The organism is Shewanella sp. ECSMB14101 (assembly GCF_000773485.1).
GTDB classification, from domain to species: domain Bacteria; phylum Pseudomonadota; class Gammaproteobacteria; order Enterobacterales; family Shewanellaceae; genus Shewanella; species Shewanella marisflavi.
Genome location: NZ_JSFF01000009.1, coordinates 1 through 12,656, shown reverse-complemented (window position 1 = coordinate 12,656; position 12,656 = coordinate 1). Strand labels below are relative to the sequence as shown.

The window sequence follows — 12,656 nt, the reverse complement described above, 5'->3', positions numbered from 1 at the left end:
ATCAGGAATGGCTGATGTTTTATAAAACCCAGTTAAAAAAAATCAGATTTTTTTTGTAAAGCCCTTGGATCTCATCAACCCCATCCCCATATATCGAACATCCCGCGGCGAAAGGTATGTCGCCGCACTTTATTTTGATAAACCGCCAACGTTTGTTGGGCAAAAAAATCATTAGGAGAGTCCGTAGATGAATATTCGTCCATTACATGACCGCGTCATTGTTAAGCGTTCTGAAGTTGAATCAAAATCAGCCGGTGGCATCGTACTTACAGGTAGTGCAGCCGAGCAGTCAACTCGCGGTGAAGTTCTTGCTGTAGGCAATGGCCGAATTCTTGAAAATGGCACTGTGCAGCCACTCGACGTAAAAGTGGGTGACATAGTGATCTTCAACGAAGGTTATGGCGTCAAGAAAGAGAAGATCGACGGTGAAGAGGTCTTGATCCTTTCTGAATCAGATTTAATGGCTGTAGTGGAATAAACCACTAAGTTACTTACTATCCCGTTTAAACCAGAATTTTATTAAAGGATACAGAACATGGCAGCTAAAGAAGTTTTATTTGGTAATGATGCTCGCGTAAAAATGCTTGCGGGCGTAAACGTACTGGCTAACGCAGTTAAAGTCACCTTGGGCCCTAAAGGCCGTAACGTAGTGCTAGACAAGAGCTTCGGCGCACCACTGATCACCAAAGATGGTGTATCGGTTGCTAAAGAGATCGAACTAGAAGACAAGTTCGAAAACATGGGCGCCCAAATGGTGAAAGAAGTTGCTTCTAAAGCCAACGACGCTGCTGGTGACGGTACTACTACCGCTACCGTACTGGCGCAAGCTATCGTGACCGAAGGTCTGAAAGCCGTTGCCGCTGGCATGAACCCAATGGATCTTAAGCGTGGTATCGACAAGGCGGTTGTTGCTGCTGTTGCCGAGCTGAAGACCCTGTCTCAAGAGTGTAGCGACACTAAGGCGATTGCTCAGGTAGGTACTATCTCTGCTAACTCTGACGAGTCAATCGGTGAAATCATCGCAACTGCGATGGAGCGCGTGGGCAAAGAAGGCGTGATCACCGTTGAAGAAGGTCAGGCGCTAGAGAACGAGCTGGACGTGGTTGAAGGTATGCAGTTCGACCGTGGTTACCTGTCTCCATACTTCATCAACAAGCCAGAAACTGGCAGCGTTGAACTTGAAAACCCATACATCCTATTGGTTGACAAGAAAATTTCTAACATCCGTGAGCTACTGCCAATCCTTGAAGGTCTGGCGAAAACTGGTAAGCCACTGATGATCATCGCCGAAGACGTTGAAGGCGAAGCCTTAGCGACTCTGGTTGTGAACAACATGCGCGGTATCGTTAAGGTTGCTGCGGTTAAGGCACCTGGTTTCGGTGACCGTCGTAAGGCGATGCTACAAGATATCGCTATCCTGACTGGCGGTACTGTGATTGCCGAAGAGATCGGTCTAGAGCTTGAAAAAGCCACTCTGGAAGACCTAGGTACAGCTAAGCGCGTTGTGATCACCAAAGATGACACTACCATCATCGACGGTAATGGTGAGCAAGAGCAGATCTCTGCCCGTGTTGCCCAGATCAAGATCCAGGCAGAAGAATCTACTTCTGACTACGACAGAGAGAAGCTACAAGAGCGTATGGCTAAGCTAGCCGGCGGTGTTGCAGTGATCAAAGTTGGTGCGGCTACCGAAGTTGAAATGAAAGAGAAGAAGGCTCGCGTCGAAGATGCGCTACACGCGACTCGCGCCGCCGTTGAAGAAGGTGTGGTTGCTGGTGGTGGTGTTGCCCTGATCCGCGTTGCCTCTAAGATCGGCGAAGTTGAAGTGGCTAACGAAGACCAGAAGCACGGTGTGACTATCGCACTGCGCGCCATGGAAGCGCCTCTACGTCAAATCGCAACCAACGCGGGTGAAGAAGCCTCAGTGGTAGCGAACAACGTGAAGAACGGCTCTGGTAACTATGGTTACAACGCTGGTAGCGACGTATACGGTGACATGCTAGAGATGGGTATCCTTGACCCAACTAAAGTGACTCGTAGCGCTCTACAGTTCGCGTCATCTATCGCAGGTCTGATGATCACTACCGAAGCTATGGTAGGTGAAGTTCCACAAGAAGCTGGTGCTGGCGATATGGGCGGCATGGGTGGAATGGGTGGTATGGGCGGTATGGGCGGCATGATGTAAATTTTACGGGCCTAAATCTGTGATAGCTGCGTTGCTTCACCACTCGTTTAGTGTACTAAACGTCGCGGTAAAGCGCCTTGCTCTAACAAGATTTATACCACGTAAAATACTCTGCTGGTCTAAAGCTTAACAGCCTGAAACCAAGTTAGTAAAAAGCCCCGATGTCTGACGACATCGGGGCTTTATTATTTGGATCTGCTAAAAAGATTTTGTTGTAGGAAAGCGAGTTATTTGAATTGGTATCACACTACGAATAAAGCCCCTGAATCTATAAGTATTGAGTAAACTTCGGCTTAAGCTATTAGTGCTAGATCTAATGATTCTATCGCTAATAGAATAGTATTAACTGAATTTCTATCAAATTCCGCTCTGTCTATTTCTTCGTGAGTACCTTTATTCAAATATCGCCATTCTCGAGAGTCGCCATTAACACCTAATAATTGTGTTAGAGGTAATAGGATATTTTGTTTGTTTGGGTCAGCAAAGTCACCTTTATTGATTTTGGTTTTAAGTTGCTCGGTTAATTGACGTAACTCAATAGGTGCGTTAGCTGCGCGAAGTTTGATACTTAAATTTCCGTCACCGTACCTGCTCACATATCGCCAGACTTTATTCTTAGTTAACGACTCTAACGCTTGACGTGATTTACCTAGTGCAAATCGTAATTCATTTTTGCGAAAATGCTCTAGTGCGCCTTCAACATAATTTCTCGGAGCACAGTTGAAATCAACTTGAATATGGGGTTCATCAGTACGAGGCAAAAACGCCAGTCGCTGGCTACTTTTAGCTTGCTCTGCCGACAATAAGTTTTGAATATCCTTAAAGAACTCTTCTCCGTGGCAGGTGAGGATAATTTGTTTACCATCAAAGTAATTATCTTCAAAAAGTGTACGCCGGATAGACTCGCGATGATCATCATCAATTGCATTAACAGGATCGTCAAAAATAAGAAGAGGACAGCCTTCCTTGATGTTTTTTGCCAATAGTATCGCCAAGCCAACACAGCGAATGTGACCTTCACTTAATACGTGAAGCGCATCGAAATATTTATTAGGCTCGTTTTGATAAGACATCTTCAGTTTTTGATTTTGCTCTAATGGTAATTGAATAGATGCCATTAGCTCTGTCGGTGCATCGTTTCGGTTAAATGCGTTATAAAGCTGTACTACCATATCACCCAAATTTTCAACTAATTGTGCTGGTAGTTTTTTCCGATACTCATTTAGCAGAGTTACAAACTGTTGGTAAGAATTTTTAATTTCGATATTTTGTGCAACAATTGGTTCTTCTTTTTTTACTTCATAAATAAGCTCTTTGTTAGCTTCATCAAATTCATTTATGAGCTTTTGAGCACCTTCAATTGCTTTGATAGCTGCACCTTTCGTTGCTGCTATCTTCTGTGCATCTTTAAGGAAACCTTTTAATCGGTTTAGCTCCTCTTGCAGAGAGTCTTTATTTTTTTGAATATTAACAATCTCAACATCTTGCTTCTCTAGGCAACTGACTTGTGTGTCAATATGCAGTATGGCTGTTGTGTTATCGTCTAAATTACCATGTAAACTTTCCCACCACGCCAGATTTAATCGTGACATATCCAATAACTTAAATGGCGTTAGCTTGTTGTCTCTTGGATAAAAATTTAAGCAAGTTAATACTATTTGATAAAGCTCAAGAAGCTTTTGCTGCACCATTTTATCAAGCTGCGCTATAGTCCTTTGCAACTCAGCTAAATGCTGAAGTTTAGCGAGTTCATCTTTTGCATAGCTGTAAGGGTCAATGGTTACTTCTGTTAATGGTGTTAAGCAAGCAGGGCATTTATCAGGACTAATTGGCTGCACTTGTTTAACTGCTTCAAATAAATTTTGGAAGGATACTTGTTGGCTAGCCTCTGCTAATTCACTGCTTTTCTGCTTATATTCATTTATACTTTTTATCAGTGTTTGTTTTACAGTTTTTAGATGTGCAGATGTCAGGTGACTTTTCTGTGGAATCGGTTTTTGCAGTTCAGCTTCGAGTATAGGTACTCTTCCCGGTTTATTTTCAGTACCTTCAAGTTCGAACTGCATTTTGTGTAAGTTAAAACCTTCTGTATAGCGAGATGCTAAGGCTGTTTCATCATTTATTGCTTGCTCAACAATACTTTGATTGAGCTTTATCTGCTGAATAGCTCCTTGAAGTTGCTGCCGTTTTTGAGTAAGTAGCTTAGCTTTTACACCTTCTATATCAATATACCTTTCATCGATTTCAAGTGAGAAATTTTTAACAAACTCATTAAATGCATCTAGACCAAATAATGTTGATATGAGCTCCGATTGTTTAGCTGGAGCTTGTGCCGCAATACGCGAAAAGCTGTCTATTCGATTTTTCTCAACAAAGCAAAACCGGTAAAGCGCATCATTAGGTTTGATGTGTATATCATTGCCATCGGAATCTGTGCCTAATAATTTAGGGGGTGTAAATTTATTTGTATGTGCATTTCTCAGGTAAGCTCCAACATTTTTAAAGCGCTTACTATCAGCTTCTGCTACAGATCCTAATAGCCCATATTCTAGGGCTTCACAGAAACTTGATTTACCAGTTCCATTTGGCCCAAAGATTAGAACTAAATGGCTCTTCAGATCGAATACCTCTTAGCGACTAAAACCTCTAAACGAATCGACAGACAATTCTTTTAGTTGAGTAAAAGATGCTACATCAGATGTGACATCTTTTAGATCTGTAGGGATATCTGCACTTAAACTAGCCCATTCTAGTGAAGCAATCTTAGCGATATGCTTCACTCTTTGTCCTTGATGGGTTCCTAGAGGAGCTAATTTATCTAGGTGTTTTAACACCAAATTTGCAAATTTATGAACAGGTTTAGTGGATGGAGATAATAATAAAGTTTGGAGAAAGCGCTGAAATTCAGATTGGATCATATCTTCCCTTATATTAATTTACATTTTAATAGTAATAAGTAGAGTTGTGTCCGTATTCACCTTTACTGCTAGTCAACCAATTCAGTTTCAAAAACAAATTCTTGGTAATGTAACGTGTAGTTTTCTTGTCTTTTTACACTCGCACTTTCTTTGTGCTGAGCTTATTTCCCACTCTTCTTGGCTCGTTTGCATTCTCTGATCCACATAACTGAACCGTTGGTTTTTCGCATCTCGAATAGGTCTATGGCGGCGAAGAGATCGCTGAGTTTCTTGAAGCCATAGTTTCTTTGGTCGAATGAACTGTGGTTCGAAATGTGAGAGCCGATGGGGCCGAGGCGTGACCAGCCGTCATCTTCTTCTGTTGCCTCAATTGCCTGTCGCAGTAGGTGAATTAATTTGGTGTCACCTTTAAGGTTTTGTTTGCGGGGAGCACTGGCTTTTGTGGTTGGCGTGACGGCTTTAGCTTCTTTCTCTGTTGTCGGCTCTATTGCTTTCTCGACTTGCTGTTCTACTTCGGTTTCGACCTCGGGTTCTGCGTCTAGGTAGAGGAAGCGGGAGCAGCTGTTAACGAATGCGGTGGGGGCTTTACGTTCGCCAAAGCCGAATACCTTTTTGCCGTCTGAGAGCACTCTTGTGACTAAGGGGGTGAAGTCGCAGTCTGAGGAGATGAGGCACATGATATCGATATCTTTGGTGTATAGGATGTCCATCGCATCGATCACCAGGGCGATATCTGTGGCGTTCTTTCCTTTGGTCAGGTCGAACTGCTGAATAGGTTGAATGGCATATTCGTGCAGAATATCTTCCCAATGCTTCAGGCCTGGGCTTTTCCAGTTGCCGTAGGCCTTGCGAATACTCACCACGCCATGCTTGGCTAGCTCAGCCAGTACCACGTCAAACTTTCTTGCTGGTGCATTATCGGCATCGATAAACACCGCTATTTTTGCTACGTCTTGCATCTGTTAGCCCCGAATTAGTCTTTATTAGAATTAGCTTTGACTCTTAATTGCTGAGAAATAGTAGCCGCATACCGAGCCTATGACCGCACTTGAAAATGCTAGAACTTCCGAGAAGTATTTGTTGTCTATAAGCGCCAATACACTGATTAAGACCAATAGGGATACGACCAAATAAATGGCTAGCAGAGGAGCGATTCGTTTGTTCATTCTCTCTGTTAATGCCTCAGCTTTACCTATGCCGCCACATGATCCACAAATTAGTCCATACTGGTTTCGCCTACGCCAGAATGGGATTTCATTCTTCTTGGCGCAAACTTCACATGAGCAATTATCTTTGCCGTTAGTGCAGGTACCTGTACCCGAGCAGTGTTGACAGTCATACAGGTTTACTTTGACTTCTTGCATCAAACTCATTCCTTTGAAAATGCTTTCAAGTGGTGCGCTGGAGCGTTGAGGGATTGGATAAGGGCGATTGCTCGTAGAGCGTTTATGAGCGCGAACCATGGATGGTGAGCAGGCTCTTTTGCATGGACGCAATTTCCTGTCGAAACGGCCCCTTTCCCCGGTGTGGTGTGGAACACCACGACTTTAACCAAGCGCAGCTTGGCGGCTATCCGATATTCGACAGCGATAGCTACCGCAGAGAATTCTAGCTATCCCAGAGCGAGAATAATCAGATTAATCTAATAAAAACATAAAGCTATCAAGCTGCTGTAGACAAAACCTTATCCAAGGTCACAAACTGCGCAGTTTGCTTAATGTGCTTTGCTATTGCATTAAAGTTGGCTGAGTCAGATTCAGAGCAATGAGCCAGAGCCAATGAGCCAGAGAGGGGAGTTTGAGGTGAGGTGTGAAAAGCTGTCCTTGCCTTATGCAGCTCTTTTAAGAGCGGCGCCATCCCTGACATTCATTCGCGTACTTTAGTGAACGCTTAAATCTTGTTTTATCAACAAAAACTTAACTTATCCTACAATATCGCCGCCGCGTAAGGCAATAGTTAGCAAGGTACTGCTTCGAAATGGTCGGGAGCCGTCAGAATAGTGTCGATGATGTTTTGCGGTGTTAGAGACTCTGATAGTGTAACAAGTGACACTTTTGGCCCATTTGCTAACTTGAATAGATGGAAGGTGTATGATGTTACACTTTTTGCTCCATTGGTCTTGTTAATACTTAAAAAGTGTATGTTGCTACACTTTTATGTTGAATCATCCCTTTATCGTGGCTAAAGTGTAGCAAAGTACACTTTATGGTGATCTTATGAGCTCCTCGTTAAACCAAGATTCGTTGGGATTACTGATTAAAACCCGCAGGAAGGAAGCGGCGCTGACTCAAGAGGTGGCGGCAATGTTGTGCGGTGTCACTAAGAAAACCTTGATTCGTGTCGAGAAGGGGGAGGATGTCTACATCTCTACCCTATTCAAGATACTCGATGGTCTGGGGATTCGGCTCTCTGTTGAATCAAAGTCGGATGCCGGCTCAAGTGAGTGGTACTAGCTATGGCTGAATCACCAATCCTTGTGTTAGATATGCTTCTCTGGTTGCAGACTCTGGGGGTGAGAACTCCACTAGATCAAACTCTATCAGGTAGTTCTTTAAGCACGTCAATGGCTACATTCGAACGACAATATCAAGCGTAACCTAGCCTAGGTAGCCTGTTCTTTTTCTCACCCGTATTCAACTTGTGATCTTAAAAACTTGCAACTATCTTAAATATTGCTTGGTTAAATTTTATGCAATCAAGGTGTGTATTGCATACTTGTTTAAAGTAAGGATAACACAATGAAAAAGCTCAGTTTTATCCTGATTACCATGGTACTTGCCGCCTGCGCATCGTCTCCAGAGCCTGTAACTTGGAAAGGTATGTCAGAACGAGATATTGTTGCTTGGAAAGACATAGGCTTTAATGCTGAACAGGCACAAGCTTGGCGACAAAACGGATTCACTCCCGAGCAGTCTAACACTTGGTCTAAAGCCGGATTCGATCTCAATAGTGCAATTGCATGGAGTAAGCAGTCTTTTAATGCAGAAGAAGCAAGTAACTGGAAATCAGGTGGTTTCGACTTAGAAACCGCGATTAAGAGTCGAGAACAAGGCCTGACACCGCTCAAAAAAGAGATGTGAATCAGTCTAAGATAACTTGTTTCTCACATAACATGCTGAATCAGTAAGTTTTAATAAGGTAACTTTCGGGAGGGCAAATACGGCAGTATTTGCCCTCGTCATTTTCTTGCGCGTTTATCCAATAGATGGGGCAGTTATTACCTTACGAATGAGAAGTGGGGGCTTAGTCAGGCTCCTTAAATCAAGTCGCTTTATCCACGTGCTATAGCGCACATACTGAGGACACCTTGGTGGTATCCTCGACTCTGTCGGTAGTATGCTCGGCGATGTCCGTTAGGCATTTATAGTAAAGGTACGTAAATGAACGAGGTATTACTACAGATAAAGGCGCTAACCAATGGCGACCCTTTGTTGACGGCTGTAATTGTTGGAGTATTAACGTTCGCGTTAATTGGACTCACAGGCTACATACTAAAAGATATCTTCACTAAGGTGTTTAGTTGGCTCGGTAGCCTGCTGTTTATACGGCTGACAATCGATGACAGCCATAATGCGCGCACAGAAGTATTCAATAAACTGTCCTTCTTGATCAGTAATACTACCATTCCGCTTTTTTCGCGCTCTATCTCTGAGGCTGTTTACTTTGACTACAGTGTGAATTACGACGGCCGTATCAGTGTTAAGTCTATCGGCTATGGTATGCACCTGTTTAAATACCAAGGCTGCTACATGTTGGCGACTCGATCTAAGGTCGCTAGCACTATGGCATACGACACCATTACTGTTATCGCACCATGGTGGGCAAAAGATAAGCTACATAGTCTTTTAGAAGATACGCGTGGAGACATATCGACTGCGCCAAAAGTGAGTATTTTCGAGGAAACCGAATGGTGCCGCTATGGCACATTGAAATCAGAGGGTTTCAGTGAATTAGTGCTAGATGCTGGGTTCAAGCAGGAGTTTATGGGGGAAGTTGATAACTTCGCCAGTAGCGGTAAAGGGGTTGCCAGTAAGCTCACCATACTGTTACACGGAAAAACGGGGACGGGTAAGACAGGTATCGCCAGAGCCTTGGCGGTTGAGTATTGCCGCGATCTATACATATTGAACCTATCGACTGTCAATGATGCCACGATTCATAAGGCCATCAGAAAGGTACCGCCAGGATCTATGCTGTTGATAGAAGACTGTGACTGTGTAAAAGCGACGGTATCACGCGCTGCTGAAAGTAATGTCGATAATCCACCATTAACCTTAGGCGGCGTGCTAAACGCCTTAGATGGAGTCATTCCACTGGATGATTGCCTGGTCGTCATGACCACAAACCATGTTGAGAATCTCGACCCAGCGCTGATACGTAAAGGTCGTGTCGATGTCAGCATTGAAGTCCCGCTTATCAGTGCAAAACAAGTCAACGAAGACTACTTTGAGCGTTATGGCGCAGTACTTAACAGAACTGAGCCAATGCTAGGGTGTGAGGTTTATGAACTGCATCGTCGAGCAAACTTAAGATACAGTGTGTGTTGCAAGCCTTTGTAACCGCTTCCTCTTAAATAGACTCATTGAGTGGTCAGCTTTAGCTGGCCACCGCTTCACCGATTAACGCTTATTAGGGTCTGAGTAGGTTCTCCTCAGACCCTTCGGCTGTATCAGTGGGCTCATAATAAGCGGGGTCATCATCAGCGGAGCCAGAGTAAGCGGGGTCAGAATACACTTTATGTGGCCTTACAGGGGCGACCCATTTTCAGTAAATATGCCCTCTATAACCAGGCATAAGTAAACACCGCTATTTTAACTATGTTTGCTCATAACATCTTGCTTATACAAATGATGAAAGGAGTGGGGGCTCTGAGCACTTGGCGGCTGGCTGTGTTGATGGATGCTAGGGATAAAATTGGGCAATCAATGGCTAGGGTCTATACCTGCTATTGACTGCCCGATAGGCTTTAAAGCGTGTTTACTCTATTGCTTTGAGGTATCACCGGCTTCACTGGTGGCCAGTTCCGATGCAACGTTTTCAGGGGCCGTCTGTTCAACAGCTATCTGTTCAGGGGCCGCCTCTGCTGTGATAGGGACTTCAGTTTTCCAAACTAGGTCAGGTAGCTCTTTTAGTACCCCATCGGCTACGCTTGAATTCGCAGCTGCGCCGACTCTTCTGTTGGCCCAGAGAATTTTGCCGCTGGTTGTTTCAATGAGTGCAACATCGATGAAAGAGCCCTGAGTTGCCTGAACTGGTACGACGGCACCTGCGGTTAACAGGCCCACCAAAATACTAGTGGTCACATCCTTGGCGATAACACCATCAGACTTTTCATAGGCGTTGAAATGTATCAATAGCGCTGAGTCTGCATTGGTTTTTTCTGCGACGAAATTTAAAATGCTGCCTAGATTGGTTTGAAAATCGGCCTTGTTTTTTTCGCTGACAACACCTTTTTTGTACATCTCTTGCTTAGCAAGATTCCAAGCTTCTTTTACCTGAGTGACTGCATAGGCAAAGTTTTCATCGTTCTCAGCTTCTTGCTTGAAATTGAATTCAATGACTTTTAGGTTTTCTTGTTCTAACTTGGTCTTGGCAATGCTGTGAAGTTCAGCCCTGATGAGGTCTTCTTTTTCGGTAAGCCTCTCGTTGTCTCCATCAAACACAATGAGTTCTACTTCAACATCCGCTGGAAATATAACGACTGAACCAACATTTTTTGCTGCTTCTTGATAATCTTGGTGGTGTCTTACTGCGGTGTTTGTACACCCAGTGATAAAGAGGACCAAACAAGCAAAGAACAGGTTTATGGACAATTTTCTCATTTTCATTCCTTAATGAATATTATCTCTAATCGATGTAATGTAGCGGCGATCGCTAATGTTTTCCGTGCCTAAGTACTTATCAAAAAGCGCTTTTGCTTGGTCTTTTTCACCTCTATGTAAAGCGAGCATGGCTAGCCCTCGATAGCTGAGCGTGAAATGCTCATCAATGGCCAGTGCTTTTTCATAGTTCTGTTTTGCTGACACTAGATAGTCAGCATGATTTTTGCTCAAAAGTTCCCTGAGTTTTTCGTCATCTTTTATACCGTTAAGCCATGCGTGTTCAGTTGCAGTGGCATCGGGATGTTGAACTTTAAGCCTGTGAATTTCGCCGAGGTAAAAGTGGAGCTTTGGGTTATTCGGAGTGATGGTTAGCTCTTGTGTAACCACTTCTTCTGCCAGCTCAAATTGTTTATTGAGCAATCTGATCTTAATGACTTGCTCCGCCACTTTTGTTCTGATGCTTTGATATTGCGCAACATCAACGGTAGCTATGTCATTCTGCCAATGGTTGCTTGTTACTCTGTCGCCGAACCTTGAAAGCCTTTCGTCAATATCTGGATGTGAGCTCCAAATCGACGCACTCTCTTTGTTGTTTTTGCCTAGTCGTAAATTCGCAATGGCTTTTGCGCCTTCAGATAAATTGATTGAGGAGGCATGCAGGAGTTTCATGGCACCATAGTCTGCTTCGTCCTCCTTTTCTCTGCTAAAGGAAGACAATTCACTCAAGGTGGCAAAATAGACTAGGTTGGTGCCCATCAGCAGCATGTTAGCTATGTGTGAGGAGGCTATGGTATTTTTGCTGGAGATGGTCGTTAGCAAGCTGTGTCTGTTAATAACGTGCACGATTTCGTGTGCAATGACGAATGCCAAGTGCTCTTCAGAAGTGAGTTTAGAGATTAAACCCGCATTCAAGTATATGTTCCCGTTAGGGAAGGCGGTGGCGTTGACTGAGGCATCTTTCAGCACATAAAAATTTAACTTAATCGACGGGTGGTTAAATTCAGGGGCGACCTTAGCTGCCAGATCGGAAATATAACGATTGAGTTCCTTATCTCTTACTATCAATCCCTTGCGAACCAATTCATCATGAACTTGCTGAGACTTTTTCAACAGTTTAGTTTCTTCGGGAGACTGTAAGACGGCAGCATTTACTGTTAAAGGCTTTACATCACGGGATTTTGTCGTGGATGCGCAAGCCGTTGCGAGCATTATGATGCTTGCTATTGTTATGAGTTTTCTATCCATAGAATCTAGTTGTTGTGAGTAGAAAGGGTGTTTCACAAACTTTTAACAAAGGTGGGTGTGTTTTATAACATGTTGCGTGCCTGGAGTCCAAGGGTTAACCGCATGCAGTGACGATATTTGAGGTGTCTGATCTATTATTCGGTTCTTCGCGATTAATCAAAGTTATAGAACAGGTTAGCACCGTTATGCTGACTCAACGTCAGCCCTAACTCCTTCGCTCGCTCTACGCCTTCCATTAATGATTGAACCTATTGTAATCTTTGACTCAGCTTGCTTTTCTGAGTCAAACCTTGTGTTATGTTATCGTTTTGTAATAGCGTAAAAATTTTTACCGTTTTTTAAAGGATAAGAACATGGAAGAGCTTAGTTCAGAGACGCCTCTAGAGGGCGGGATTCTAAAAAGGTTGATTACTGGAAAACTGGGCCTGGTTGATACATTCTGGGGGGCTTATTTCTGGTTCATCGCGGATAAGCGGGGACTAAAAA

The 12,656-nt window shown here is 43.7% G+C and carries 10 protein-coding genes; 5 read left to right on the top strand and 5 right to left on the bottom strand.

The window, feature by feature from the left end:
• Window positions 1-187: 187 nt before the first annotated feature.
• Together NY07_RS08895 and groL are read left to right on the top strand one after the other, a co-directional pair.
• Window positions 188-478, top strand: a complete 291-nt coding sequence (locus NY07_RS08895) for a co-chaperone GroES (protein ID WP_033539005.1) — start codon at window positions 188-190, stop codon at window positions 476-478.
• 57 nt (window positions 479-535) lie between these two features.
• Complete coding sequence (gene groL, locus NY07_RS08890) at window positions 536-2,185, top strand: chaperonin GroEL (protein ID WP_033539004.1); 1,650 nt, start codon at window positions 536-538, stop codon at window positions 2,183-2,185.
• 293 nt (window positions 2,186-2,478) lie between these two features.
• On the opposite strand, the gene NY07_RS18885 is transcribed toward groL, so the two are convergent.
• The 3 genes from NY07_RS18885 to NY07_RS08880 all read right to left on the bottom strand — a co-directional run bounded on the left by NY07_RS18885 (window position 2,479) and on the right by NY07_RS08880 (window position 6,062).
• Window positions 2,479-4,803 carry an AAA family ATPase gene (locus tag NY07_RS18885; RefSeq protein WP_200884300.1) on the bottom strand — a complete coding sequence of 775 codons (2,325 nt, stop codon included), beginning with the start codon at window positions 4,801-4,803 and terminating at the stop codon, window positions 2,479-2,481.
• A 12-nt stretch (window positions 4,804-4,815) separates the two neighbouring features.
• Window positions 4,816-5,103, bottom strand: a complete 288-nt coding sequence (locus NY07_RS19600) for a hypothetical protein (RefSeq protein ID WP_200884299.1) — start codon at window positions 5,101-5,103, stop codon at window positions 4,816-4,818.
• 161 nt (window positions 5,104-5,264) lie between these two features.
• The gene (locus NY07_RS08880; RefSeq protein ID WP_033539003.1) at window positions 5,265-6,062 is read right to left on the bottom strand and encodes an NYN domain-containing protein; all 798 of its coding nucleotides are present in this window, start codon (window positions 6,060-6,062) and stop codon (window positions 5,265-5,267) included.
• Between the two features lie 1,257 nt (window positions 6,063-7,319).
• Between NY07_RS08880 and NY07_RS08865 the strand changes: the two genes are divergently transcribed.
• From NY07_RS08865 to NY07_RS08855, 3 genes are all read left to right on the top strand, one after another.
• Window positions 7,320-7,556: a helix-turn-helix domain-containing protein gene (locus NY07_RS08865; RefSeq protein ID WP_033539000.1), complete on the top strand. Its 237-nt coding sequence runs from the start codon at window positions 7,320-7,322 to the stop codon at window positions 7,554-7,556.
• A 285-nt stretch (window positions 7,557-7,841) separates the two neighbouring features.
• Complete coding sequence (locus tag NY07_RS08860; protein ID WP_033538999.1) at window positions 7,842-8,183, top strand: hypothetical protein; 342 nt, start codon at window positions 7,842-7,844, stop codon at window positions 8,181-8,183.
• A gap of 300 nt (window positions 8,184-8,483) precedes the next feature.
• Window positions 8,484-9,662 (top strand): AAA family ATPase, encoded by a 1,179-nt coding sequence (locus tag NY07_RS08855; RefSeq protein WP_033538998.1) that lies wholly within the window; start codon window positions 8,484-8,486, stop codon window positions 9,660-9,662.
• Window positions 9,663-10,085: 423 nt separating this feature from the next.
• Here NY07_RS08855 and NY07_RS08850 read toward each other — a convergent pair whose 3' ends face one another.
• On the bottom strand, window positions 10,086-10,925 hold the full coding sequence (locus tag NY07_RS08850; RefSeq protein WP_033538997.1) for a hypothetical protein: 840 nt from the start codon (window positions 10,923-10,925) through the stop codon (window positions 10,086-10,088).
• Window positions 10,926-10,934: 9 nt separating this feature from the next.
• The gene (locus tag NY07_RS08845; RefSeq protein ID WP_081953801.1) at window positions 10,935-12,170 is read right to left on the bottom strand and encodes a M48 family metallopeptidase; all 1,236 of its coding nucleotides are present in this window, start codon (window positions 12,168-12,170) and stop codon (window positions 10,935-10,937) included.
• Between the last annotated feature and the right edge of the window lie 486 nt (window positions 12,171-12,656).

Coding starts and splice junctions, on each gene's coding strand:
- NY07_RS08895 (WP_033539005.1), top strand. CDS start 188: ATGAATATTCGTCCATTACATGACCGCGTCATTGTTAAGCGTTCTGAA.
- groL (WP_033539004.1), top strand. CDS start 536: ATGGCAGCTAAAGAAGTTTTATTTGGTAATGATGCTCGCGTAAAAATG.
- NY07_RS19600 (WP_200884299.1), bottom strand. CDS start 5,103: ATGATCCAATCTGAATTTCAGCGCTTTCTCCAAACTTTATTATTATCT.
- NY07_RS08880 (WP_033539003.1), bottom strand. CDS start 6,062: ATGCAAGACGTAGCAAAAATAGCGGTGTTTATCGATGCCGATAATGCA.
- NY07_RS08865 (WP_033539000.1), top strand. CDS start 7,320: ATGAGCTCCTCGTTAAACCAAGATTCGTTGGGATTACTGATTAAAACC.
- NY07_RS08860 (WP_033538999.1), top strand. CDS start 7,842: ATGAAAAAGCTCAGTTTTATCCTGATTACCATGGTACTTGCCGCCTGC.
- NY07_RS08855 (WP_033538998.1), top strand. CDS start 8,484: ATGAACGAGGTATTACTACAGATAAAGGCGCTAACCAATGGCGACCCT.
- NY07_RS08850 (WP_033538997.1), bottom strand. CDS start 10,925: ATGAGAAAATTGTCCATAAACCTGTTCTTTGCTTGTTTGGTCCTCTTT.
- NY07_RS08845 (WP_081953801.1), bottom strand. CDS start 12,170: ATGGATAGAAAACTCATAACAATAGCAAGCATCATAATGCTCGCAACG.